The sequence below is a fragment of the Neobacillus sp. SRL179 genome (assembly GCF_984799095.1).
Genome location: NZ_OZ481792.1, coordinates 2,411,883 through 2,438,428 on the forward strand (window position 1 = coordinate 2,411,883; position 26,546 = coordinate 2,438,428).

Below are 26,546 nucleotides of genomic sequence, written 5' to 3' on the forward strand. Positions count from 1 at the left end.
ATGGAAAAGGAAAAAGAAAAAATCCATTCTATTTTAAGTGAATTACCAGATATAAATACATTAATACTGAAAGAAATTTTACAAGCAGAAAAGGACATTCTTCACAAAAAAACACTACAGGGGACGACAATCGTAAGTGAAATCGTCAACATTATTAAGGAAAGGATTAAGGAATAATGATAATTGAGTCAATTACCTTAAAGAATTTTAGACAATATTTTAATACTCAAAAGATTGATTTTTCTACTTCTCCTACAAGAAATATCACAGTTATTCACGGTGAGAATGGTTCTGGTAAAACAGCTCTGTTAAACGCATTTAGCTGGTGCCTATATGGAATATTAAATTTACCAAATGAAGATAAAATAATAAATGAACATGCACTGAGCATTGCTAGAGATGGTGATTACGTTGATGCATTTGTTTCATTAAAATATAACCATAATAATAAATCTTATACTGTAACAAGGACTATTAAAGCACAAATAGGCAGAAATGGTGTCTATTATTATGACCCGGAACTAAGATTAGAATATAGGGAAGACGGACTTTCTCAGATCGTTAATAACCCACAAATGGAAGTGGAAAGAACCTTACCATCTGATTTACGTACTTATTTCTTTTTTGATGGTGAAAGAATTGACAACCTTTCTAAGGATAGTGGAACGGAAGATATAAAAAGTGCTATCAAATCAATAATGGGACTAGAGATATTAGAAAGAGGAATCGTCCATACTTCTAGCGCACGGAAAAAATTTAGAAGTGAAATGAAGAAGTTTGGCGATTCAAAAACAAATAATTTAATTGAAGAGATTGAAGACTTGGAAACTAAGGAAAGTGAGATTGTTACCGATATAGATTTACAAAAGAAAAATTTTAGTATTACGGAAAAACAAATTAAAGAATTAGAGGAACGATTAAAAACCATTGAAGGAGCAAAGCAACTTCAAGAATTAAGGGATGCCAAAAATGCAGAAATAAAAGTAATTAAACAGGAAATTAATGAGGTCCAAAAACAAATTACAGATATCGTAACAAAACGAGGATATTTAGCTTTTAGCTTTCCTGCCCTCCAACGAGCTGAATTAATACTAAAGGAAAAAAAGAGTGATGATGTCATTACAGGCATATCAAATAAGTTTATTGATAACATAATTGACCATGGTACATGTATTTGTGGCACTCATATTCGGGAGGATTCAAGCCATTATAACCATTTGCAATCAATTAAAAAAATTATAAACTCTACACCTGTTGAACAAAAAATAATGGAGTCATTAATGGATTTAGGTGTCATCCGTGAGAAGAAGGAAACTATATTTAAAGAACTTAAACAGCTGAAAAATAATGAAGTAAGTAAAAGTCAACTTCAGAAAAAACTAAATGAAGAAATTGAAGAAATAGGTCTTAAACTATCTGAGAAAGATTCAGAAGAAATCAGTGATTTAGAAAATAAACGTCAAAAGCTAATTCAACAAAAAAGTGATATTGATAGAAAAATAGGACATTTAGAGAATGAACAAAAAAATATCGAAAAACTATTAAAAGATAAGAAACAAGAGCAATCCAAAATGGAAAATCAAGCAGATAAAGCAAAACTCACACAAAAAAGGGTGGAGGTTTGTGAGTCGCTTGAAGAAGTAATGAAACAAATACTAACCATTAGAGAAGGCTTGGTTAGAACAGAACTACAAGAGAAAATTAATAAAGTTTATAGTCAATTTCTTCGAAAAGATTATAGTATAGAACTTTCCAATAACTATGAACTCCAAGTGGTTAACAGTAAAGGAAATTTAGTTGGAATGTCTCAAGGAGAACGACAAATTACTAGTTTATCATTTATTGGAGCAATTGTTGATATAGCTAGAGAACAATATAAGAAGGAAACAAAAAGTGATTTTGATGAAGGTGGAATTTACCCCATTGTTATGGACTCTCCGTTCGGTGCCTTAGACTCCGATCATAGAGAGAGAGTGGGTAAGAATATATACAAACTTGCCGATCAGTTAATCGTTATTGTTTCTACTTCTCAGTGGCGAGGCGAGGTCGAAGCACAAATGCATAGTCTCATAGGGAAAGAATATAAGTTAATGTACAATGATCCAAGAACAAATAAAGATAAACCGTATGAATTTACGGCTGTTCAGGAGGTAAGGTAAATGATCAGAAGAAGAATAAAACGTCCAAAGGAACAGGACAGTATTTATCGCAAATTAACAGATAAAGATGAATTTGGAATTTTTAATTCCTATAAAGAGGTTTTTATGATTGCAGGTACTCTTGGATTTATGGAAAAAAAGAGAAAACCTTTCTCAGGATCCGCAGAAGGATTACTTTGGGATAATTTTAGTTTGGATACTGACGAACCGATGATTAATATGGTTGCACTTGCTGAAACTCAAGACGTCAATATACTTCAGGATGATGATGAATCATTTGACGAGAAACTTAAAATATTTGAGGAATATGCTGCAGGTGGTATTGAAATATTAGAACAGAAGTTACTAGAGCAGCCTAAATATATGTTAAATAATATATTTGAGTTAATTATGAATATGGAAACTGATACATCTGAAAAAGAAAGAAATCTCAAAGGTATAGCCGATATGATTTTTTAAATAGAAGAGAAGGAGAGGAAATTCTCCTTTTTTCTATTTGTTTAAGATGGGGGATTAAATATGGATATATTAGATATCGTTAATAGTTTTATCAAGAACAAACAAGAGTTAAATGCAGAGACATTTGATACTGATAAAATTGTGAGCAGACTTAATAATAATGAACCTCTAGAAAAAATTACAAGTGAATTGAATTTAAGTGATGAATTCCTTAAAGAAAAAATCCTATCCTCTGGTTATATGTTTGATAGGTACCAAAAAGAATGGGTCAAAGAAGATAAGGGCGTGCCTTATAGTATATTATTAGAAATTGTTTCTACTATGTTTATAGAGCAACAAGATATAAAAGCAATTTCCCATCAATATTTAATACCTGAAAAAACAATCATTAACGAATTAGTGAAAAGAAAATTTAGGAATCGATGGACATTGGTTCCAAATGTGCAACAGGTAAATCTTCCAGATAAAATAAAATTTATTCTATATCAATTAAATACACTTCAGAAAGATATAAACCAAGTGGCAGATAGTGAAGGGATTTCAGTTTTAGAGATTGAGCAAAGACTTAAGAATGCAAATTTTAGAGAATTTTGGATTTTAGAGAATTTTAATGTCCCCCCCTATGGGTTTACGACCGTTGGAAACATGAAAAGTATTTTTGATATTAATACAGGTGCACCAATAATTCTACTTGATAAAGGAAAAATGCTCTTCACACTAGAACAAATTAAAGAAATCTTAAAAATTGATGCTACTACAGTTTACAATAAATTTTATCAGGACTTTAGAAAAAATGTCCATTTTATAAATTACGGAGAAAATCTGGAGTTATTTAAAGCTTTACCGCATTTTAGATATCTTTGTAAATTGAATTTATTTACAGAACGTGGTCTAAATTTAATTGCATCATATACTGATACAACCCTTCTAGCGCATAAAAAAGTTAAAGAATTAGAAAAAATACTATCCTTTGAAAAACAAGATTTTGACTTAAATTATACTCCTAATAACAATGTAGTCCCAGAAGATAGATCGCTTACAAATGAAAAGAAACACATATATAATGTTGGAGAAATAAATCCTGAGCTAATTGTTAAAAAACTAAATATGAATCAAGGGCTGGGAAGTATTGCAAAGGAATATGGGGTCCAATTAACTTATATAAATAAACTCTTAAGGGATGCTGGCTATAGGTTTGACTCTTTTTTCAATATATGGACAATTAGTAGTGAGGAAAGATTAATTCATGAGGCAATTTCAGAATTAAACAATGGTATAACATTATATGACTTTGCTTTTAAATATAAAAAAAACCAGAAAGAGAGATTGCATTTTGCTGATAGGTTAAGAAGGAAAATTGAATCTCGTGGATATAATTTTGACCAAAAAAGTAAGATGTGGTTATTAAAAGATGGGTCATCACATGTTGTTAATAATGTAAAAGTTGAGGTAACGAATAAAGTAAGAGAAAAAGCTAACATTGAAGAACATGGTGAAACAGTCGAAAAGCAATCTACATTTTCAATTGATGATATTTTAAAAATTCTTAGACAAGGTGGATCCTTAAAAACTGTAGAGGAACAATTGGGCATAAAATCACAAGAGTTGAGGATCATGCTAAAGTCTGCAGGATACAAATATGATGGATTTTTTAAAACATGGATAAACGAAGATAGAAATCTTATTCTAAAAAAGATAGCTGCTGAAATAAATGATAAAAAGCTAACAATTGATGTAATTGCTAACAATTATAATGTAACAAAAAATGATTTGGAAGAACAATTAAGTTTCCTAGGTTTCAATCTTTTTGAAAAAGAGGCAATAGTAGAAGAAGTGGTACATCCTACAAAATATGAATATCCAGATGTAATTAAGGAACAAAATGATTCAGATAAAGAATTGGATTTTTCGAATGAAGAAATTATGATTCTAAAAGAAATATTAGAAGAGAAGAAGAAAGAAAATGAACTTATAAATGGGAAAAAGGTTTTGAAAATATATTTGAGTAACGAAATATTAAATGAGTTAGAAAATTATACTGAGAAAAATAATATTACAAAATCCAACCTTATAGAGAAAGCTCTAGAACATTATCTTAAATTTTGGAGATAAAACGAACATAGCCAAAAACTTCAGTTTCTATACAGAGGAATGAATAATTATGGATATTTTAGATATTGTAAACAATTTTATTAATAACAAGGAGGAAATAAAATCGGATAACATTGATATTGATAAAGTTGCTAATAGGCTTAATAATAATGAAGCAATAGAAGATATACTTGGTGAATTAGAGATTAGTAATGAGTTGCTTAATGGCCAATTATTAAAGTATGGATATATGTTCGACAATTATCAAAATAAATGGCTAAAAGAAAGTAAAGGGCTATCTTTTTCTATTTTGTTAGATATTGTTTCATCAATTTTCAGTGAACAAATTAACTTAAAAACAATTTCACTTAGATATTTAATACCTGAGGTTGTAATAATTAAGGAGCTAGAAAATCATAAATTTAGGCAGCGATGGACGTATATAGGAGAAAGTACTTCTCCTAAGTTTTCCCCGAAAATTCAATCTTATCTTTATCAATTGAATAGTCTTAAAACAGACATTGATTTAATTGCTAAAAATGAACATACAACTGTAAGCAACATTGAGGCAGAATTTAAAAGGGCAAAGTTAAAAGAAATTTGGTTTTTTGAAGAGTTTACTATACCTCCGTATGGAATTTCTACCATTGATAATAAGAAGTTAATTTATTATTTAAACACTGGCGAGCCAATTGTCCTTATTACAAATGGTAGAAATCTTTTTACAATGAAGCAAGTTGCCCAAATACTAAATATTGATGTTAATTTTGTTTTTAATAAATATTATAAAGATTTAAAAGAAAATACTCATTTTATCTTACCTAAGCAATATTTAGGCGAAAAATTAGAAATATTCCGTGCTTTACCTTATTTGAGATATTTATCTGAGGATTTATTGTTTACAGATCGTGGCTTATTTCTTTTATCACAACGAACAGAGACTGTTTACAAGTTCAATAAAAAAATAAAAGAAATAGAAGATGTTTTATTAGCTGAACTTCAGCAAAATAATACCACTAAGCTAGACTGTAAAAGTAAAATATGTACATCAGTTGTTGAATCAGTAAGAATTGAGAATGAATCACATGTTATGTCCCCAAATACTTCAACTTATAAAAGTGGGATGTATGTAAAACTTATTGCTGAGAGATTAAACAACAATGTTGGAATCGCCTCTATAGCTAAAGCATTTAAAACTGATATTGACAATATATATCAGAAACTTCAGGATGCTAATTATCGATTTGACAAGTTCTTTTGTTTATGGACTGATATAGAAGAAAATAAATTAGTTGAAGAAGCAATTATGGAATTAAATAATGGGATTACATTATTTGATTTATCAAAAAGGTATAGACAAAGTAAAAAGAAAAGGCTTCAGTTTGTAGATGAGTTAACTCGAAAAATAGAGGTATTAGGCTATTTATTTGATATAAACAGTAATAAATGGAAAACGAGAGATGGATTAAAAAGTAGTAAGGTTTTAATAGAGTCTAAACAGAAGAAAAAAATCACTTCCCAGGATTCAAAGAAACCAAAGTCAAATAACCTTAATAATGATCAGAGTCCTTTTAAAATAGCTGAAATAAAAGAATCTAATTCACTTTTATATTTTAGTGATGAGGACTATTCTATATTAAAAGAGATTGTAAGTGAAAGGAAAGTTGAAAAAAAAGACAGTCCTGGAAAAAAAGACTTAAAAGTATATTTAAGTAATCAATTGTCCAATGAAATTAATAAATATTCTGAAATGAATAATATTACTAAATCAATTCTTATTGAAAGGGCAATTGAACACTATTTATTAATGGGGAATCCTGGTGAAAGTGAGGATCTCAATACTAAAGAGGATACTCTAACTAATAGTAAAAATGTTGAAACTACCCAGAAAGAATCATTAAAAAAGAAAGTTCCTCAATTAGAAAAGAAAATAGTTTCGAATGATTGGGACGAAAATAAAGAGCAGATACTGATTACCTCTATTTTAGAAGGTACTAGAGAAGGGCATACATTAAATGCGATATTGGCAGATGTCAGTAGGAGTATCGGAATATCTGCAAATAAATGCCTCAGTTATTGGTACAATCATGTTCCGAAACACTATAGAGATACATTCAAACAGATAAAATTTGAGCAAGTAAACAATTGGTCAATTGAGGAAGTTAAGTTATTGGAATATATTATAACAGTTGAATTTGCACATTTAACCGTATATGAATCTTTACCGATAGCAAGTAAGCGGTTGAAAAGGCACATAGATGTTGTTAGAAAAAAATGGTTTGAAGTTATGAGAGAAATCAAAAAACGAACTTAATAAGTGAAGGGTTATGAATATCAGTGAAAAAGGTTGGAGGAGTATTTATTAAGAATAAGTACTCCTATTACGACCATACATTAACTTCTTAATAATAGGAAAATTAATAAAATAAATTACTTGTAGTATATGATTTTTCATCAATGATTATTGTCAACGAATTGTTATTTTCCCCATCCCTTTTCATATTTAATCTCTATTAAAAGTAGTTTGTTGTTTCAAGACAATATTGGGTTGTTTTGAGGTATTTTTAATTGTTTTTTTAGGGGCTATTATCACCGTTTTTCATATTATCAATAAAAACAATTATCTGAGTTTAAATAAAAGGGAGAGATGTTCGCCAGCACCATGATATCAGTAGCATAGAGGGATATATTATAGGTAGAGGTGAATTACATGCTAGACGACTTATTACAAAAGCACATGTTAAAAGGTACATATATAGACATTTCATTTGAAAAATACATACTGTTTAAAGAAACTAAAACCTATGAGGAGTCTTACAAAAAGGAAATTCTTTCTCGGTTAAATGATTTTTTACGGGGACAGGAGATTAATGAGCTAACAGTTGTAGATATCTTAAAAAAGATACAGAAGGAAAATCCATCTGCTGGAAGTTTTGTCCATTGGAGTAATACTGGGGATTTGGTTAAGTATGCAGAAGCACAGCCTGCCGAAGTAGCGGAACTTTTGAACCAATTATATTATTCTACAAAAACCTTAGAAGAGCGGATTGAGCTTTTCCGGGAAAAGGGCAAGGCCTATCTTGCGAATATATCCCTGGGCGCACCATTGTTCGGTTATTTATTGGCAGCTTTTGATTACAACAAATATCCTCTTTATAAACAAGAGGTTTTTACAGATTTGAAAAAATCATTTGGAATTGAATTGAAACTCGGTACAGTCGGCCATAATTATCAAACCTTTTTCAAAATGTGTGATATTGCTCTTCACCATCTTAAAGTTAGCAATCCAGATTTAACGATGCTGGATATGCAGGATTTCTTCTTTTGCAGTACACAGTATCCACAAATCATGGTAGAGAGTGCGGTTGAGTACTTATATCATATGGCTGTTGAACTCGGCGAATTTATGAGTCAGCCAGAACTTATGCTAAAAGCTATTGCGGAATTGGATTCAGATCAATTAACCAAACTTCGGGAACAATATCGGAATAGCGAAAAAATCAATTTAATTAAGTTTATGGTTTTAGAGAAAATCATTGAATCTGGTTCTGTTAGTCTTAGTGAAATGGAAAAGATTAAGGATCAAGTAAAAGTTCGATATGATAAAAATATTTTACAGGCATGGAATAACTTTACCATTCTTTTTCAACTGTATTATGCTGATAAAAAGCAAAAGGTACAGGAAGAACAGCGAAAAATTCATCTAGCTATCCGGGAAATGGATGAGTTTAAGGACATGGATTTTGTTGAGGATAAAGTGTTAAACGGCTTTAATTGGAACCAAAGCTTTGGAGGGTCAGAGTGCTGGCTCGCTGTTTATGAAAAAGGATATAACAGCCATCGAAGCGCACCTCAATTTTATGTGTCCATTGATGAAGCAGGAATTCGCTACGGATTACTATATGGGGATCAGCATCCAAAAAGGGGACAAGAGGCTTTAACCAACAGTTCAAGTATCGAGTCCTTTTCCTACGATGAATTTCATCAAAAAATGGTGGAAGTGTTGGGAGCATTTAAAGGACAGGAAAATGCAGGTGATTTAGAAGACATAAGCGAAGAACAGATACAGCCTGAAATCACTACTGAAACATGGATTGAGCTCCTCCATAATAAAGAAGTTTTTAAAGAGAGTGATATGATTTACTTAAACAAAATGTATGAGTTAGGTGGAGAGGCAACGGCTACTAAGCTTGCTGCAGCCCTGGGAAAACACCCATCTTCCTTTAATGCACCTGTCGTACAACTTGCAAAACGAGTTATCAGAGCGACGGAAACTGTTATACCAAGTAGAGATGACGGATTAGAAGGTTTTTGGAATGTGATTTTTGAAGGTGAATACGAAGATGCCAATCATTTTAAATGGATACTAAAACCTAATTTAAAGGAAGCCCTAGATATATTATTAACAGAACAGTCTATCGAATTGGAAAAATACTCGAAGGATGATTTCTTAAAAGAAGTATTTATTGATGAACATGAGTACGATACCATTATGAATTTGCTAAAATACAAGAAAAACCTCATTTTTCAAGGTCCTCCAGGAGTAGGGAAGACGTTTGTTTCGAGGCGACTTGCTTATTCTCTTATGGGAGTAAAGGATCCAGATCGTGTAGAAATGGTTCAATTCCATCAAAATTATGCTTATGAAGATTTTGTTATGGGCTTTAGACCGGATGAGCATGGATTTTCTCTGCAATTTGGCATCTTTTATGATTTTTGTCAGCGGGCTTTAAACAATCCAGAAAAAAACTATTACTTCATAATTGATGAAATCAATCGCGGCAATTTATCCAAAATATTTGGTGAGTTATTTATGCTGATTGAGCGGGACAAGCGTGATGAATTTGTGACCATGGGTTATTCGAAAGAACCTTTCACCGTACCAAGCAACGTGTATTTAATCGGTACAATGAACACAGCAGATCGTTCATTAGCCCAATTGGAAGTAGCACTCCGCCGCCGTTTTGCGTTTGTTACACTTAAACCAGCGTTCAATGAAAAATGGCGTAGAACGATTTCTGTATCAGGTGTTTCCGACCAAATGATCAATCGGATTTTGCTCGCTGTTGAAAAATGGAATAAAGAAATAGCGAGTGATTATCAATTAGGAAAAGGTTATGAAATTGGCCACTCCTTCTTCACTATGAAACCTGAAGAAATGGATGAAAATGTTTGGTTTGATGGGATCGTGACATTTGAAATACGACCTTTACTTGAGGAATACTTTTTTGACCGACCTGAAGTGGTAGAATCACTGATTGAGGGAATGTAGAATGGACAATTTGTTTAAAGTTCCCATTCGGAATTTGTATTGTTTGCTCAGTTATTTGAACGAAATGCCTGAAATGGTTAATAGTCTTAATGATATCGATGAAGATTTAATTACCTATGACTTTATCGTCAAACAGTTTTTGAGGGAAGTCGAATCGATTAGGCGCCGTGGGATTGTAAAAGATTATGTTACTTTCACAGATTCGACCAGTCGGTTAGGCGGGCGGTTGATGATGACTGATTCAATGCCGTTTATAATGGGGCGGCAGCCTTTAGTTGTCTGTGAGAAGGATCAATATTCACCCAATATTTTGTTGAACCAAGTAATGAAGAGTACGTTAAAAACCATTTGTTTTAATCGTTTTGTTAAAGAGGAGACAAGGAAACTCAGCTATTCGTATTTGGAGCTTATGCCAGAAGTGGATTCACCACCGCTTACGAAGGACGTATTTTTAAAAATATATTTTGGAAGACATAATTTACATTATAAACGGATGATTCATATCTCACGGTTATTGTATGAATTCACTTTACTTTCCCATAAACATGGGAAGTGGAGCTTGTTTTCGGCAGAAATTGATGAGAGTTCTCTCAACTATATTTTTGAAAAATTCTTGTTTCATTTTTACCGAATCGAGCAAAGAGATTATCGAGTTTCTTCAGAAATTATGCATTGGCAGCTGGAAGGCAATCAAACACATCTGCCTACCATGAAAACAGATGTGTCTTTAACTCATAAAAATGGTCGACAAAAAATAATCATGGATGCAAAGTTTTATAAAAACCTTTTTCAAGAAAACTTTGGGAAATCTTCCTTTCATAGTCATAACCTTTATCAGTTATTTACCTATCTCATGCATCAGCCCAAAGAATTAAATTTACGGGGAATATTAATATACCCGTTTAATGGGGATGCCGTTGATGAAACTTTTCATTGGGATGATCGAATGATGGTTGAGATAAGGACTCTAAATTTAAATGATTCTTGGAATGAGATTAGAAGAAAATTGCTTTCTCTACTAGCGACAGATCAGAACAACTGATTTAATAAGACGCTTCACATGGTCACACCCAAAACCTACTCCTGTACATTTTTAAGCACATTATCGTGCTTAAATTGTACAGGAGTTTTTTTATTAAATTAGGTTAAGTTTTTTTAATTTATAATAATCTGAATATTGACATTAATAAAAATATAGTTTAAAGTAAAAGAGTGGTAAGTTTGGTAAGTTTGGTAAGAAAATCTTACATTTAGCAACTCTGAAAGAGATTTTCAAGAAGGGCTGTTAGTGCAGAGATTTAATGATTTAATAGTACTAAAATACTAAACTAGACAACTCTTTACGTAATGATCAAGGAGGTAGAATTAGTGAAGAAAAACTATCGGATTGGCCTTGTTGTTCCTAGTTCAAATACAACAATGGAGACAGAAATTCCTGCCATGCTTCAAAGAAAACAACAAGTGGAGCCCAACCTTTCATTTACCTTTCATTCAAGTCGCATGCGGATGCAGAAAGTAACCAAGGAAGAATTAAAATCCATGGATATTGCGAGTGATCGCTGCGTGGTTGAACTGTCAGACGCGAGATGTGATGTACTTGCCTACGCCTGCCTGGTCGCAATTATGTGCCAAGGTCCTGGGTACCATAACGACTCAGAGCAGCGCCTTTTTAATAAAACAAAAGAAAATGGTGCGCCTACTCCGATTGTCAGTAGTGCGGGGGCCCTAGTGGAGGGGATTAAAGCACTAGGAGCCAAAAAAGTCGCCATTATCACTCCTTATATGAAACCGTTGACTAATCAAGTAATTGAATATATCGAAGCGAGTGATATCCAAGTTACCGATTCTATTAGTTTGGAAATTCCAGACAATCTTGAGGTTGGCCGCCAAGATCCATTGCGTTTGGTGGAAATTGTGAAAAATCTCGATACCAGCGAAGCAGACGCGGTTGTCTTATCAGCTTGTGTCCAAATGCCTTCATTAGCGGCGATCCAAATCGTGGAAGATACCATTGGAAAGCCGGTACTTTCGGCATCCGTAGCTACTGTCTACAAAATACTTAAAACATTAGAGCTAGATCCCTATGTCCCTAATGCTGGAAAACTATTATCAGGAAATATGGTTACGAGTACATCTAAGGTGGAGGGAAGAAAATAATAGTTTGCAAGTAAAGTGATAAAAATTTCATGAATGGTAGTTACATTTAATTTTTTTCCAAATTTAATTCATTCAATCCTGGATTGATATAAGAGGGGGAGCCTGGTGGTACAACATAACGAAGATGAAACGTTTTTTAAAGAAAGAGGATTTGGAAAATTATTAGGTTTTGGTCAAAAACCCGGTTTAATCGTAGTGGATATGATTAAGGGATTTACCAATCCATCCATGCCGATGGGGTCCGATTTAACGGACCAAATTGAACAAACAAATAAACTATTAAATTACATGCATGAATTGAAATTCCCGGTATTCTTTACGACTATTTCTTATGATGATGATTCACTCGCTGATTCCGGTATTTGGTTTCATAAAATGGAAGGATTAAAAACGTTAAGATCTAGTACTGATGCAGTGCAGGTAGATCCTCGTTTAGACTTTCGTACTGGAGATGGCCTTATTGTAAAGAAGTATGCATCAGCCTTCTTCGGTACCGATCTGATTGCTCGTCTCAACGCTAATAATATTGATACCGTCATTATTGCAGGCTGTACGACATGTGGCTGTATTCGGGCAACCGCTGTGGATGCCTTGCAATTAGGATATAGGCCAATTGTTGTTGAAGATGCTGTAGGGGATCGTTCCCAAGCATCACATGAGCAAAGTCTTTTTGACCTCCGTCAAAAATATGCGGATGTTCTAATGACAAGTGAAGTGATCCAAAATATAACAAAAATAAAAGCAGCCTCTACTAAAGTATAACTTCCTTCTACATTTGTGAATACTTAAAATTATCAAGTGCTCTTCTAAAAAATTGATAGAAAACCATCCTATTACAACATGGTACATTACCTCAAAATTATCCGCTGCCACTTTAGGACTACACATGCAAAGATTTGTGATCCATATCTGCAAACAAGTCTATGAAAACAATTTATTGATAGTGAGTTAATAGACGATTCTATTCACCTTTGATTTTTACAATTCCGCAAAAACAGCAAAATCTCAAATAAGCATAAAAAAATAGATGTTTCGAAAAAGGCTTTCATTGGAAGGAGCTGGTTTAATGACTAACCGTACTTCCTTTGATGATCTGTATGTTGAGGGCTTAAATGCAAAGATACATCTTATCACAAAGGGAAAAAAAGATGGAATTCCTATTATTTTCTTACCTGGAATAAGTAGTTATAGTCTATCATTCATAAACGTCTTAAATAGAATGCCAGATGATGCCTATGTCTTATCTATGGATCCGAGAGGAAGGGGACTGTCCGATGCTCCCAAAGAGGGTTACACCTTAGAGGATTATTCTGAGGATTTATTAAATGTAATCAATGCCATAATTGATAATCCGCAGCCTCCCATATTAGTAGGGCATTCAATGGGAGCAAGAATTGCGGCTTCCTTTGGCAGCCGTTACCAAGCGCTTATTTCTGGCATGGTATTAATTGATCCGCCTATTAATGGACCTGGACAGAGAAGGATTTATCCGAATCCACTCTCGATGTTTATCAAACAAAAAGAGGCTGTTGACCAAGGAGAGATGGAGTTATTCCGGAGTTACTTCCCTGCCTTTACAGAGGAACAGGTGGCTGAACGAGCAGAGGAGTACCGTAATAACAGCCTCCAAGCCATTGTCCAATCATATGAATCATTATTGAAAGAGCCCTTTCAGGTGCATGTAAAAATGCTGACCGTACCGACACTTCTGTTAGCTGCGGAACATGGCGACACGATCCGCGATCATGAACTCCAAGTATTACAATCTATTAATCCTTCTATGGAAACCGTTAGAGTCAAAAATGTCGGACATATGATTTATAAGGATGCACCGGTGGAAACAGCAAATTATATTACTGCTTTTGTTGAGAAAGTTTTGAAATTAAATGAAAGAGGGGTCTTAAAATGACAGTAGAATTTGATGAAATGGTTGATCTTTTTAAAAAGGAGTTGGAACTCTGTAAACTCAAGCCTTCGGAAACCATGATTGTTTTAACGTCCGGTGATATTCGGGCCGATTATGCAAAAGCCTTTTTAACGGCCGCTTCTCAAATCGGAACGAACTCCTTCGAGTTGAAACTTCCGCCAGTTAATCGTGGGAATGAAGGTTCTTTTGGAATCACTCCACTAACAGATAATCGAATTGCTGTTGAGTGTCTAAAGAAGGCGGATCTGGTCATTGATTTAGTTCTTCTCTTATTTTCAAAAGAACAGTTGGAGCTTCAGGAATCAGGTGTCAGGATTTTAATGGTGGTTGAACCATTTGATGTAATCAAAAGAATGTTTCCAAAGGAAAGCGATAAGGAAAGAGTGTTATTCGCAACCGATCTACTAAAGAATGCAAAAGAATTGAGAGTGACCAGTCATTCGGGAACAGATGTTACGTACCAATTAGGTCAATATCCAATTCTAACGGAGTATGCCTTCGCGGATGAACCAGGCAGATGGGACCATCTTCCAAGCTGCTTTGCTGCAGCTACCTCTAACGATGGCGGTGTAGAGGGTGTGGTCGTGATGGATAAGGGTGATATTTTATTCCCATTTAATAGTTATTTACAAGACAAGGTGACCTTTACAATCAAAAATGGACTTGTGACAAGCATCGAGGGTGGGTTTGAAGCGATGCTCATTAAAGATTATATAGAAAGCTTTAATGACCCTAGAGCCTATGCGATCTCTCATATTGGCTGGGGATTAAATGAACGGGCACAGTGGCATAGTTTAGCCTTTGACGATCAAGTATTTGGTATGGATGGGCGTGCCTTCTATGGGAATGTTCTTTTCTCCTTAGGACCAAATTCTGAATTAGGCGGCAATAATGATACTCCTTGCCACCTTGATTTACCAATGAAAAATTGTACTTTATACCTTGATGGCAAGTTGATTGTAAAAGATGGAGACGTTGTGATCGAAGAAATGAAACCTGTTGATAAACAATTGGCTAGAAAATAGAGTCTTTCAATAATCTGTAAAACTTTTATTAGGAGCCCTCTTGCCATTAATGCAGGGCTCCATTGAAAAATTGACCCGATACAAAGTCCAATCGAGCAGACGAGTGTCAAGATGATAGAGTGGTTCAGTTTGAACTTCTGAAAAAAATAGTGAGGTGAGTGAAAGGATGGAAAAATCATTTGTTGTCGGTATTATCGGCGGTGGGATTGGAGGCGCAGCTTTGGCGCGATCATTGTGGCAAAGCGGTATCTCCTTCCAATTGTTTGAACAAGCAGCGGAGTTTAGAGAAGTAGGGGCCGGAATCCAAATGACACCTAATGCTGTAAAGGTTTTGAATTCACTTGGCCTTGAAAAAGAGATTGATAGAGTAGGGTTCTTACCGCAAGCGATGGTGGGTCGAAGCTGGGAAAAGGGCGAAGAATTATTTCGTACTCCCTTAAAGGATACATTTGACGAACTTTATGGTGCACCTTACTACCATGTACACCGTGCTGACCTCCATAGCATTTTAACGGAAGGGCTGCCAAAAGAGTGCATTACCTTTAATGTGAAATGTGTAGATGTAAAGCTTAATGGTGATAAGGCAGTTGCTATATTTGAAAATGGAGATGAGTTTGAAGCAGACCTTATAGTTGGGGCGGACGGAATTCGTTCAGGGGTTCGTGACGCTTTGTGGGGGAAGGATGATCCGGCATTTACTGGTCATATGTGCTGGCGGGCCCTTGTTCCTGTTGACAAGCATCCGCTTCCATTTGTTCAGCCGGCTGTGTCGTTCTGGTTCGGACCAAAAGCGCACGTGGTTACCTACTACGTTAAGGGTGGTAAGGCCGTTAATATTGTTGCCTGCAAAGAGACAGATGAGTGGGTGACAGAGTCATGGACCGAGCCTAGTTCAGCCAAAGAATTATTAAATGCCTACGATGGCTGGCATTCTGATTTGATCAATCTTTTTGAACGAACAGATGATCTACAGGTTTTCAAGTGGGGGTTATATGACCGTAACCCTATGCAGAAGTGGTCTAAGGGTCATGCGACACTCCTTGGAGATTCTGCCCATCCTATGCTTCCTTATTTATCACAAGGTGCTGCGATGGCGATAGAAGATGCTTTTGTTCTTTCAGAGGCAATTGCTTATTTTGACGGAAACGTACCCTTGGCATTAGAGGCATATGAAGCAGAGCGCCGCGATCGAACGCGAAATGTTCAATTACAAGCACGTGAAAGAGGCCGTACCTACCATCTGGAATCTCCTGAGGAGCAGCGGAAACGCGATCAAGCGATGCGGGAAAGACAGTCTGAAAATCCCAATGCTGTTGGTATTAGTGCTGAATGGATATACGAGTATGATGCAACTACTTGTCGTCAGCGTTTTGGGACATCCAAGGCATCTGTTTAAAAGTAAGAGCTATGGTCTATCAAGGGTTTGACAGAAAGGTGTCCCATTTCTGGGGAGAGATAAGAAAATATCCATTATTACTTACAATTGGCAAGTCCAGTTTAACATTATTCAGGCGTTGAAATTAGAACAATAATCTATTAAAGGGGCGGTTCTATTTTGAAGATAAAGTCTATTATGGCCTGTTTACTCTTGTTAGTGTTTATTATTTCGGGGTGTTCTAGCAGTAAATCTACTTCAGGAGAAGGCGGCACAATTGAGATAGGATATGTTGGCGGGTTAAGCGGTCCTACGGCTGCATTTGGTCTCCCAACTTTTGAAGCAGTAGAGTATGCCATCAACGAGATTAATGACAAAGGTGGAATTAATGGGAAAAAGGTAAAACTCGTGAAAGATGACGATGAAGGAAACCCCTTTAAAGGACAGCAAGCCATTGACAAGTTTGCTAATGAAGATATTAAGTATGTCATTAGTGGATCAAGCAGCGCTGTAGCTTTATCTCAGGTAGCAAAGGTTAAACAAAATGACATGATTGCGGTATCGCCAATTGCATCAGACCCAAAGGTTGTATCAAAAGATCCTCACTTCTTTGTCAATTTAGCTAACAATAACCAGTTTGGCTGGTCCGCTGCTTATTATGCAGCCAAAGAAATGAATGTGAAAGAAATGATTGTCTTCGTTCGTGATGATGCGTATGGAACAAGCGTATTAAAGGCTTTCAAAGAAAAGTACGAAGAAAACGGAGGCAAAATTGTCAAAGAATTTAAATATCCAGTAGATGCAAAAGATTTTAATTCGTACCTTAGCAAGGGAATCAGTGAATTTCCAAATGCAGCGATTTTTGCTACAGGATATGCAGCGGACAGTGGCTTAATTGCGAAACAGGCAAGAGCGGTTGGCTATGACAAACCTATCTTTGCGACCAATCCTATTTCGAATCCTCAGTATTTAGAGATTTCCGGTGATGCATCTAATAATACCTTGGTGTCCTCTGCTTATATTTCTAGCGAAAGCATTGGAGAGGAAACGAAAAAGTTCATAGATAAGTGGAAGTCCAAGTTTAATTTAGAACCAAACGTTTATCAAGTTCATGGATATGATGCGGTTTATATTTTAAAAACGGCAATTGAAAAAGCGGATAGCCTGGATACAAAGAAGGTCCAAAAACAATTACTAAACATCAAAGATTATGTGGGAGCTTCCGGTGTGACAAGCTTTAATTCTGATGGATCGGCCACAAAACCTATCTATATGATTAAGTGGGATAATAAAGCTTTAAAATTGGAGAAGACACTAGAACCTGGATCTTATTAAGGGGGGATATCGTGTACTTAGATATATTGATAAGTGGACTAGCTGTTGGCTGCATTTATAGTTTGATTGCGATGTCCTATAGTTTGATATTTCGATCTTCGGGCGTATTAAATATCGGGACTGGCGAGTTTGTCATGGTTGGCGGCTTAGTGGGCTATTCCGTTATCAGCAGTGTGACAACGAATTATTATGTATCTATTATAGCAGCTATGTTAATCGCAGGTATTGTTGGGTACTTGGCGAATACGCTGGTTTTTCACCCAATCCAAAAACGCGGCGGTCAGGACGTTCATGTCCTGATTGCCAGTATTGCAATTTTGATTAGTTTGCCGCAAATCGGGGCGTTGATCTGGGGGGCTGAGCCTTTAAGCTTTCCAAACAATATTTCCCAGGGTCAAGTCGATATTGGTGCAACTAAAATTTCCGGTATGAGCTTCCTCGTCATTTTATTAAGCTTTGCCGTCATGGTCGTCTTTCAAATCTTCTTCCGCTATACAAGGCTCGGGCAAGCGATGCGGGCAATTGCAGATGATCGAATTATGTCTCAGTTGATAGGTATTCATAACCATAAATACATCGCTTTCATCTTTTTAATTGCCGGAGGTTTAACAGGAGTAGCTGGCGTGTTGCTTGGTCCAATCTATTATGCTTCCTACGATATGGGGACCATTGGGGTTAAAGCATTTGCAGCCGCTGTGGTAGGAGGTTTTGGAAATGTAACGGGTGCTGTGATCGGCGGTATCTTGCTTGGGCTAATTGAAGCATTTGGCGGAACGATGGTTAGTTCGCAATTCCGTGATTTAATCCTTTATGGAATATTAATTTCCGTTATGTTATTCCGACCAACAGGATTACTGGGAATTAAGCAACGGAGGGATACAGCATGAGCCAATCCGTAGTGAGAAAATATGGAACATTGATTGGTACCGTCCTAATTTTATTTATTGTTGCTTTCTTTGTGCAATCGAATTATATGCTTTCTTTACTCTCACAGGCTGTCATCTATACCATACTGGCTGTTTCCTTACAATTAATTTTCGGTTATGTCGGACAGGTAAGCATGGCCCATGCCGGTTTTTTCGGAATTGGCGCCTATACTTCCGCTATCCTGACCTATCACTATGAATGGAATTTTGTCCTCGCCTTTTTGATGGCGGGAATTGTAGCTGCACTCGCTTCACTCATTTTATCACCAATGGCAAAGCTGGGAGAAATCTATTTTGCCATGTCCACTCTAGCATTCAATCTGATTTTAACCATCGTTTTTGCGAATGGGGGGAGCTTCACAGGGGGATGGAATGGACTTCCGGGTCTTCCAAGTCCGAATATTTTTGGTTGGATCGTAGACTCAAAGAAGGAATTTTTCATTCTTGCCTCGCTTGTTCTATTAGTTCAGTACATTTTTATGATTCGATTAACCGAAGGCAGGCTCGGCCGCAACTTTCGGGCAATTCGGGACAACCAGATGGCGGCTGCCTCGCTCGGAATCGACATTGGCTTGACAAAGGTCAAGGGTTTCATCGTAGGATGTTTTTGGGCTGGGCTGGCGGGGAGTGTTATGGTACATATGTACGCCTTCGTCAGTCCGGAACCCTTTTCCTTCCATGAATCGATCACCGTCATCCTTATGGTCGTTTTAGGCGGACTCGGATCTTTTGTTGGTGCATTGCTGGGTGGCTTTGGGGTTACCTTCTTAAATGAGATACTAAAGGAAATCCCACTTTATCGACCGATATTTTATGGATTGTTTATTGCAGTGATGATGATTTACTGGCCAAATGGATTATATGGAATCGTGAATAAGTTCAAGAAACCAACCAAGAAGGCATTTGTTAGGTATCCAAAAATTGATCTGAGCCTGAAAAAGTATTTATCCCAACCTAAAAATACAAACAAGACCATATTGAAAATGGATCATGTCACAAAGCAATTTGGCGGTGTGGTGGCGCTCAATGACGTGGATCTAGAAGTAAAGCAAGGTCAGGTGTTCGGCTTAATTGGTCCAAATGGCGCGGGGAAAACAACGTTTATCAATACGATTACGGGCTTAGAGAAACCAACGGTTGGTAAAGTCACTTTCATGGATGAAGATATTAGCGGAAAGCCGATGCATTATGTGGGGGCTAAAGGAATGGTGCGAACCTTTCAAATCACCAAGCTCTTCAACAGTATGACAGTCGTGGAGAATGTAATGGTAGGAACCTCTACGGGAATGAAAAATGATATAGGTTTGGCTCTTTTGCAAAATAAGAGGTTTCATCATGAAGAACAGGAAGCCTATAGTCTAGCCATGAGCTTAGTGAAATTAGTCGGATTGGAAGATAAAGCGTTTGAATTATGCGGAAATCTTGCCTATGGACATCGCCGATTGGTGGAAATCGCTAGGGCCCTTGCATCCCAGCCTAAGGTTCTCTTTTTAGATGAACCGGCTGCAGGCCTTAATTTAAAGGAAAGAGAAAATTTAAAGGACTTAATTATTACCTTACGAAACGATTTTGGTATCACCATTTTTATTGTCGAGCATGACCTTAATTTATTATCCAAGATTTGTAACCATATGGCTGTTCTTAACTTTGGTAAGAAAATTGCGGATGGTTTGCCACAAGCCGTAGTGCGTGATCCAGAAGTCATTCAAGCGTATTTGGGAAGGAGAGATAAGAAGCGTGCTTAATGTTGAACATCTCCAAGCTTTTTACGGGAATGCACAGGCCCTCGAGGATATTAGTTTTACATTGAATGAAGGGGAGATTGTTTGTCTGATTGGCAACAATGGAGCAGGCAAATCCACCACCTTGATGTCGATCAGTGGCATTTTAAAGCAAAAAACAGGAACCATTCATTTTAACGGGGAGGATATCAGCCGCCTTCCTGCTCACAAAATTGTTTCCAAAGGAATCATCCAAGTACCGGAAGGAAGACGGATTTTTCCAACGTTAACGGTAGAGGAAAATTTGAAAGTCGGCGGATTTCTTAAGGGAAGAGTTTCAAAATCAAGACTGGAGGAAATCTATAGCATTTTCCCCCGTTTGAAAGAGCGGCGTACCCAACTGGGAGGCAGCCTCAGCGGCGGGGAACAGCAGATGCTTGCGATTGGACGTGCGATGATTGGAGAACCCAAGCTTCTTATGCTGGATGAGCCTTCACTAGGCTTAGCACCACAAATTATCGACATGATCTTTGACTCGATTGTTGCGCTGCGAAAGGCTGGAATGACCATTCTCTTGATTGAGCAAAACGCAGAGCTTGCTTTGGAAGTTTCCGATCGTGCTTATGTTATCGAGCTTGGCCGTTGTGTCCTGTCCGGTGATTGCGAGGATTTACGAAACGATGAGACAATTCAATCTATTTATTTAGGATAAAATAGATTCAGTGACTTGAGTTTCCTAGGTGATTCTCAAGTCATTTTCCATTTACTTGCCTAATGGTTTCGATACCGCGGGGGTTCCCTTACATTTTGTTATTTGTTTTTGTATTGATTTTAAATGTAAATCTGCTTCCTCTCCATGCAATACATAATTAGACATCAACTTAAGAATTTGACAAAATCTACAAACCAAATAATACGGTACCATATAAAATTACGTTATAATATTGATTAGATAAAATAAAATATACTAACATAACTTTAATGAAAGGAGGGAGCTTATGTATGAAAAATTATTAAATATATCTGAAACAGCCAAGTTGCTGGGAGTGTCGCCCAGTACGCTCAGGCGAATGGAGAAAAATGGTGATATTGAGGAGTATGGTTTGAAAGTGATTTATACTCCTGGTGGTCAAAGAAGATATGTTTTAGATGAACTCCATCAACTGTACTCCAATCAAGGTTTTTCGGGACAGCTTGGCTTTGGGGAAAAGCCTGCTCTACTAATTCGCGACTTGACGATGGCTTTTACGGATACACACTCGCAATTATCTATAAAATTAGAAGATCAAATTGAGTCTACCAAATTACTTATCGAAGAAGCGTTACATAATAACATACCAATCATATTTAGTATTACGGTCTATGAAGCAGATAATAAGGTATCAAGATTGTGGTGTAAGAAATTCCCTTCTTTACAGATCTTAGATCGTCAAAGCACATGGGTACAAATACACCCAGACCTAAAGGAATACCCCTTTGATATTATTAACCATACCGTCTATATTACGGCCTTTTATAATAATAAGATTGACGAATTTCTGCAGTCAAAAGAAGTTGATACGCTCATATTGGCTGGAGCTACGACAAGTGGAAGTATCAGGGCTACTGCGGTAGATGCGCTGCAAAGAGGATATAGAGTCATCATTCCAAAAGAAGCAGTCGGTGAGCGTAACTTAACTCTTCAAAATACAACCTTGTTGGATTTAAACGCTAGATATGCAGACATTTTATCTTTGGATAAAGTTCTTAAATGGATGAAATCAATAAATAATAGAAAATTTCCAAATGGAATGCCATTATAGTAGAAAAAAATAGCCCGCTCCAGTAACAATAGGGGTGGGTATTTGATGTTAGAAAAAACCCCACTTACTACACCAATACTATAGAACGGAGAGGGAGCATGTGCAAAACCTCTCCGTAGTTATATACTAATTAAATTAAGGGTTTTGTTAAGTCGCCTTAAAAATTTCTGATACGAGTTGTTAACATAGCATTTATATTAAGACTATAGACAATTTGTTGGTATTAATTAAGTGAACCCTTTTCATCGTACAATCCTCCTAGTATAATCTACCTATTACTAAATCCTGTTTAGATGTTAAAATCCTGCCTTTAAAGGATTATTATTGTTTTTTTGTCTCAAAAAGTTGAGAATTTTGTTTTTTTTCGGCTGATATATACGAAAATCAGAATCCGTGAAATGGCTATCATAATATTTTTAGAATAACTCAAGCTACTTTTGAGTAGAAGTAAATAATCAGCCTTTAGAGTTTTCAGTGAGGTTGATTTCAATTGGATATTGTACTGTGGAAAGAGGTCTTGTAAATGAAAGACAAGCTAATACATATGAGGGATAAGCTGAATGATATTAGTCGGCGTAATCGTTCGATTCGGTTATTGAAGCTCTATAATAAGTGGAGCTTTGATTTAACAGAGCTGGACAACTTGAGCAGGTTGTCCAAAGAAAAAGTAAGTGTTTCGATTGTTGAACAAGTTATTAATCAGTCTAAACAGGAAGTCGTCTTATTAAAACCGACCATTAATAATGAGCTATCCATGAATCTTTCCAAAAAACTCACAGATTTATATCGAAATATTAAGGGAATTGAAGATGAAACAGGGATTCATGATTTCTATTTAGGCTTTCCTTTTTTATCCGGTACCTTGTCAGATGGGACGTTTTTTCAAGCCCCATTATTTCTTTATCCAGTTAGGCTGGAAAAGAATAATGTAAATGCGCAAAAATGGGTACTCAAAATCGATGAAGACGGTCCACAGATTAACCGGACTTTGTTTTTAGCTTTTAAAAAACTAAACAATCTTTCCTTTACAGAAGATTTTTTTGAACAAGCTGCAGAAATAGCTGCCACTTTCAACTACGATGAATGGCTTTCTTTTTTAAAGAGTCATGAAATGAATGTGTCCTTTACACCTAAAGGCATTACCAAATTAAAGGAATATAAAAAAGAAGAAGTTCCTGAAGTGGCAGGGCTAACACTATTGGAGTATGCGGTCATCGGTAACTTTCCACAAGGTGGCTCATCTTTGGTAAAAGATTACGAGGACCTCATCATTCTTTCCGAGGAAAGTAATTTATCCTTAGCAGGCGAATTAATAGAACCTCAGGATGTGGAATTAGAGACAGAAGGTGATCAACTTGAAAACGAACAAGAGGATCAACTGAAAGCCACAGACCTGTTAACCCTTTTGCAAGCAGACGGATCACAGGAAGAAATCATCAAAGAAGCACGTTACAAAAAAGGGATCGTGGTTCATGGACCTCCTGGAACGGGAAAGTCACAAGTCATTGTCAATCTGATTACCGATGCTCTCCAACAGGAAAAGAAAGTACTGCTTGTTTGTCAAAAGCGTGCTGCCCTTGATGTGGTTTATCAACGGCTTGAAGGGTTGGGATTAAGTAATCACATTGCGCTTGTTCATGATGAAAAAAATGACAGGAAAAATCTTTACTCAAAAGTAGGGGCCGTTCTTGTGCAAAATCAAGTTTCCTATGAGAATGCCATACACCAGTTATCTTCTACGTCCAAGAGGTTGTCTTCTCAAGAAGAGTTATTAAATAGTATCGCTAGTGCTTTATATAGTTATCAAGATTTTGGGTTACGCTTATATGATTTATATGGATTAGCAAAGCCTGTGGCGGAGACCAATCAAATTATCGATCTCCATGAGGTACTGCCGGCTTTAAATAAAGATATTTTGATGGATATCTCTGAAAAAGTATATACCTATGCCGAGTGGTATGATCGGTTTGGTGATGAAAATTTCCCATTAAAAGAGCGTAAAACATTTGCTGATTTTAATATGAAGGAAAAACTGGAAGCCATCGAACTGTTGAATGATGTGATTGACAAAGCGAAACAAGCGGTTGCCTACATTGATTCTCTCGATCATGAAAACATTACCCCGGGGTACACTTGGTTAATCGAAAATAAGCTAGATAAGATTTATCCCGATTTAGAGGACGGAACAAAGAGAACTCTGCAAGGTCTAAGACTTTGGTGGTGGACTTCGGTATCGGGTAAGAACATTATCGAAGAATTGCTAGAGGGAGAGAAATTTAAGGGAACTAGCTCTTCAGAATGGTTGAAGATTAAGAAATCTCTCGTCATTATGCATCAGTTGGGTAAAGTGACAAAAGCCATGGCCGATGAGGTCGAGAAGTTAAAGAAATTTCTACAGGATTCAAAGGTGAATACTCTAAAAACGAGAATTTCCGAAGGTGATATTCCGTTAGATGAAATGGATAAAATGGTGGAATATATTCATCGTGATTTTGAAGAATTGAAGCAAATGGATGTATTCTGGAATCATTGTTCTGGGTTGGAAAAGAAAGTGATTCAGCTTCTTCAACAGAAAACTTCGAATAACGAATTAACGTTGTCAGAGTATTGGGTGGATTTATTTCAAAACTCAGCCTATGTCCATTGGATTGACCAAACGGAAAAGAACAATCCCCAGGTTCAGAAAGTCTCAACCAATGAATTTTCAAGAATAAGGGATTCTTTTGCCGGTCTTATAGAAGAAAAAAGAAAAGTGGGAACACAGTATTTAATTCATCAATTAACCAAAATAGTGGATTCTGTGCAAACGAACCAATCAAGGAAAATTAAAGAGCTGAAGCATCAGGTGGGGAAGAAAAGACAAGTTTGGCCGCTACGGAGATTAGTGAACGAATTTGCAAGAGATGGTCTTATTGATATTATGCCCGTATGGCTGGCATCTCCGGAAATTGTTTCATCTATTTTTCCATTAAAAGAAGGCTTATTCGACCTAGTGATCTTTGATGAAGCCTCCCAATGTACAGTCGAAAGTGGGATTCCAGCTGTGTACCGAGCGAAGCAAGTAATTATTGCTGGCGACGAAAAACAGCTGCCTCCTTATAATCTGTTTCAATCTTCCTTTGTTAATGAGGATGATGAAGAAGAAGAATATGATACAGACGAGTCGGTTAGCTTGTTAAATTTAGCGAAGAGAAGGTTTTCTGAGAAATTACTTCAATGGCATTATCGCTCCAAATATGAAGAGTTAATTAATTATTCCAATCATGCTTTCTATAATGGATCTATACAAATCGCACCAAATGTGGTGCCGTTCAAAAAACCACCGGCGATTACCTGGAAAAAGGTCAATGGAAGATGGATTAATCAGTCTAATGAAGTGGAAGCCATTGAGGTCGTCAATGTTCTTAAGGATATTTTAATCAAACAGCCTGGGAAAACGGTGGGGATTATTACGTTTAACTCCAAGCAGCAATCGAAAATCCAGGACCAGATTGATCGTCTTGTTAGTGAAGATGCAGAATTCAGCTCGGTATACAATCAAATGTTAACGAGAGACCTGGATGAGCGTGTCTTTGTAAAAAATATTGAAAATGTGCAAGGGGATGAACGCGATATTATCCTCTTCTCGATTGCTTATGCTAAAAACGAAGAAGGCAAGGTGTATAACCGCTTTGGCATGTTGAATCAAAAAGGCGGAGAAAATCGATTGAATGTGGCCGTCACGCGGGCAAAGGAAGGTATTACCGTTGTCTCCAGTATTGAACCGGAAGAACTGAATGTGGCAAATACCTCGCAAATGGGCCCAAAATTATTGAAGGCTTATCTAAAATATGTAAGAGCGGTATCAAATGCTCAAATGGATCAGATCAACGCCGTTGTTCAAGAAGTGAACGAACATGTGAATACACAAGTTCAGCACAAGGAATTGCATTTTGATTCGCCATTTGAAGAGCAAGTTTATCATCAATTGCGAGCGCTTGGCTATGACGTCACCACTCAAGTGGGCATGTCAGGTTACCGCATCGATTTGGCTATCACCCACCCACACGACAAATCGCGTTATATACTAGGAATCGAATGTGATGGGGCTATGTATCATAGTTCTGCTAATGCCAAGGAAAGAGATGTCTACCGACAGCGGTTTCTTGAGAGCAGAGGGTGGACGATTGAACGAATTTGGAGCCGGAATTGGTGGAAGAACTCATCAGCAGAAATAGAAAGAATCGATCAAAAGATTAAGGAATTGTTAAAGAAAGATGCTGTTCGGGAGCGAGTTATGAAATGAGTTGGTAAAAAA

Annotated in this window: 18 protein-coding genes; all 18 read left to right on the top strand. The window is 36.4% G+C overall.

What is annotated here, in order from left to right; all coding sequences use genetic code 11:
* The 18 genes from AC4E8C_RS11930 to AC4E8C_RS12015 all read left to right on the top strand — a co-directional run bounded on the left by AC4E8C_RS11930 (position 1) and on the right by AC4E8C_RS12015 (position 26,534).
* A complete protein-coding gene (locus AC4E8C_RS11930; protein WP_490212310.1) occupies positions 1 to 177 on the top strand; it encodes a hypothetical protein in 177 nt (58 codons plus the stop codon).
* Positions 177 to 2,159: an AAA family ATPase gene (locus AC4E8C_RS11935; protein ID WP_490212311.1), complete on the top strand. Its 1,983-nt coding sequence runs from the start codon at positions 177 to 179 to the stop codon at positions 2,157 to 2,159. The genes AC4E8C_RS11930 and AC4E8C_RS11935 overlap by 1 nt, the downstream gene beginning before the upstream one ends.
* A complete protein-coding gene (locus tag AC4E8C_RS11940) occupies positions 2,160 to 2,618 on the top strand; it encodes a DNA phosphorothioation-associated protein 4 (RefSeq protein WP_490212312.1) in 459 nt (152 codons plus the stop codon). It begins immediately after the preceding gene.
* 60 nt (positions 2,619 to 2,678) lie between these two features.
* Positions 2,679 to 4,730: a hypothetical protein gene (locus tag AC4E8C_RS11945; protein WP_490212313.1), complete on the top strand. Its 2,052-nt coding sequence runs from the start codon at positions 2,679 to 2,681 to the stop codon at positions 4,728 to 4,730.
* Positions 4,731 to 4,779: 49 nt separating this feature from the next.
* Positions 4,780 to 7,023: a hypothetical protein gene (locus tag AC4E8C_RS11950; protein WP_490212314.1), complete on the top strand. Its 2,244-nt coding sequence runs from the start codon at positions 4,780 to 4,782 to the stop codon at positions 7,021 to 7,023.
* A 396-nt stretch (positions 7,024 to 7,419) separates the two neighbouring features.
* The gene (locus tag AC4E8C_RS11955; protein WP_490212315.1) at positions 7,420 to 9,981 is read left to right on the top strand and encodes an AAA family ATPase; all 2,562 of its coding nucleotides are present in this window, start codon (positions 7,420 to 7,422) and stop codon (positions 9,979 to 9,981) included.
* 1 nt (position 9,982) lies between these two features.
* The gene (locus AC4E8C_RS11960; RefSeq protein ID WP_490212316.1) at positions 9,983 to 11,023 is read left to right on the top strand and encodes an McrC family protein; all 1,041 of its coding nucleotides are present in this window, start codon (positions 9,983 to 9,985) and stop codon (positions 11,021 to 11,023) included.
* A 326-nt stretch (positions 11,024 to 11,349) separates the two neighbouring features.
* Positions 11,350 to 12,138, top strand: coding sequence for a maleate cis-trans isomerase family protein (locus AC4E8C_RS11965; protein ID WP_490212317.1), 789 nt, complete (start codon positions 11,350 to 11,352; stop codon positions 12,136 to 12,138).
* A 105-nt stretch (positions 12,139 to 12,243) separates the two neighbouring features.
* Positions 12,244 to 12,900: an isochorismatase family protein gene (locus AC4E8C_RS11970; RefSeq protein ID WP_490212318.1), complete on the top strand. Its 657-nt coding sequence runs from the start codon at positions 12,244 to 12,246 to the stop codon at positions 12,898 to 12,900.
* Positions 12,901 to 13,204: 304 nt separating this feature from the next.
* A complete protein-coding gene (locus tag AC4E8C_RS11975; RefSeq protein ID WP_490212319.1) occupies positions 13,205 to 14,047 on the top strand; it encodes an alpha/beta fold hydrolase in 843 nt (280 codons plus the stop codon).
* Positions 14,044 to 15,090 (top strand): 2,5-dihydroxypyridine 5,6-dioxygenase NicX family protein, encoded by a 1,047-nt coding sequence (locus AC4E8C_RS11980; protein WP_490212320.1) that lies wholly within the window; start codon positions 14,044 to 14,046, stop codon positions 15,088 to 15,090. Before AC4E8C_RS11975 ends, AC4E8C_RS11980 begins: the two co-directional genes overlap by 4 nt.
* Before the next feature lie 166 nt (positions 15,091 to 15,256).
* Complete coding sequence (locus tag AC4E8C_RS11985) at positions 15,257 to 16,486, top strand: FAD-dependent monooxygenase (protein WP_490212321.1); 1,230 nt, start codon at positions 15,257 to 15,259, stop codon at positions 16,484 to 16,486.
* Positions 16,487 to 16,645: 159 nt separating this feature from the next.
* Positions 16,646 to 17,800 (top strand): ABC transporter substrate-binding protein, encoded by a 1,155-nt coding sequence (locus AC4E8C_RS11990; protein ID WP_490212322.1) that lies wholly within the window; start codon positions 16,646 to 16,648, stop codon positions 17,798 to 17,800.
* A gap of 11 nt (positions 17,801 to 17,811) precedes the next feature.
* Positions 17,812 to 18,687 carry a branched-chain amino acid ABC transporter permease gene (locus tag AC4E8C_RS11995; RefSeq protein WP_490212323.1) on the top strand — a complete coding sequence of 292 codons (876 nt, stop codon included), beginning with the start codon at positions 17,812 to 17,814 and terminating at the stop codon, positions 18,685 to 18,687.
* A complete protein-coding gene (locus AC4E8C_RS12000) occupies positions 18,684 to 20,471 on the top strand; it encodes a branched-chain amino acid ABC transporter ATP-binding protein/permease (RefSeq protein WP_490212324.1) in 1,788 nt (595 codons plus the stop codon). Before AC4E8C_RS11995 ends, AC4E8C_RS12000 begins: the two co-directional genes overlap by 4 nt.
* Positions 20,464 to 21,159 (top strand): ABC transporter ATP-binding protein, encoded by a 696-nt coding sequence (locus AC4E8C_RS12005; RefSeq protein ID WP_490212325.1) that lies wholly within the window; start codon positions 20,464 to 20,466, stop codon positions 21,157 to 21,159. The genes AC4E8C_RS12000 and AC4E8C_RS12005 overlap by 8 nt, the downstream gene beginning before the upstream one ends.
* A gap of 286 nt (positions 21,160 to 21,445) precedes the next feature.
* Positions 21,446 to 22,249, top strand: coding sequence for an isochorismatase family protein (locus tag AC4E8C_RS12010; RefSeq protein WP_490212326.1), 804 nt, complete (start codon positions 21,446 to 21,448; stop codon positions 22,247 to 22,249).
* Between the two features lie 523 nt (positions 22,250 to 22,772).
* A complete protein-coding gene (locus AC4E8C_RS12015) occupies positions 22,773 to 26,534 on the top strand; it encodes an AAA domain-containing protein (protein ID WP_490212327.1) in 3,762 nt (1,253 codons plus the stop codon).
* Positions 26,535 to 26,546 lie beyond the last annotated feature (12 nt).

Coding starts and splice junctions, on each gene's coding strand:
- AC4E8C_RS11930 (WP_490212310.1), top strand. CDS start 1: ATGGAAAAGGAAAAAGAAAAAATCCATTCTATTTTAAGTGAATTACCA.
- AC4E8C_RS11935 (WP_490212311.1), top strand. CDS start 177: ATGATAATTGAGTCAATTACCTTAAAGAATTTTAGACAATATTTTAAT.
- AC4E8C_RS11940 (WP_490212312.1), top strand. CDS start 2,160: ATGATCAGAAGAAGAATAAAACGTCCAAAGGAACAGGACAGTATTTAT.
- AC4E8C_RS11945 (WP_490212313.1), top strand. CDS start 2,679: ATGGATATATTAGATATCGTTAATAGTTTTATCAAGAACAAACAAGAG.
- AC4E8C_RS11950 (WP_490212314.1), top strand. CDS start 4,780: ATGGATATTTTAGATATTGTAAACAATTTTATTAATAACAAGGAGGAA.
- AC4E8C_RS11955 (WP_490212315.1), top strand. CDS start 7,420: ATGCTAGACGACTTATTACAAAAGCACATGTTAAAAGGTACATATATA.
- AC4E8C_RS11960 (WP_490212316.1), top strand. CDS start 9,983: ATGGACAATTTGTTTAAAGTTCCCATTCGGAATTTGTATTGTTTGCTC.
- AC4E8C_RS11975 (WP_490212319.1), top strand. CDS start 13,205: ATGACTAACCGTACTTCCTTTGATGATCTGTATGTTGAGGGCTTAAAT.
- AC4E8C_RS11980 (WP_490212320.1), top strand. CDS start 14,044: ATGACAGTAGAATTTGATGAAATGGTTGATCTTTTTAAAAAGGAGTTG.
- AC4E8C_RS11985 (WP_490212321.1), top strand. CDS start 15,257: ATGGAAAAATCATTTGTTGTCGGTATTATCGGCGGTGGGATTGGAGGC.
- AC4E8C_RS12000 (WP_490212324.1), top strand. CDS start 18,684: ATGAGCCAATCCGTAGTGAGAAAATATGGAACATTGATTGGTACCGTC.
- AC4E8C_RS12010 (WP_490212326.1), top strand. CDS start 21,446: ATGTATGAAAAATTATTAAATATATCTGAAACAGCCAAGTTGCTGGGA.
- AC4E8C_RS12015 (WP_490212327.1), top strand. CDS start 22,773: ATGAAAGACAAGCTAATACATATGAGGGATAAGCTGAATGATATTAGT.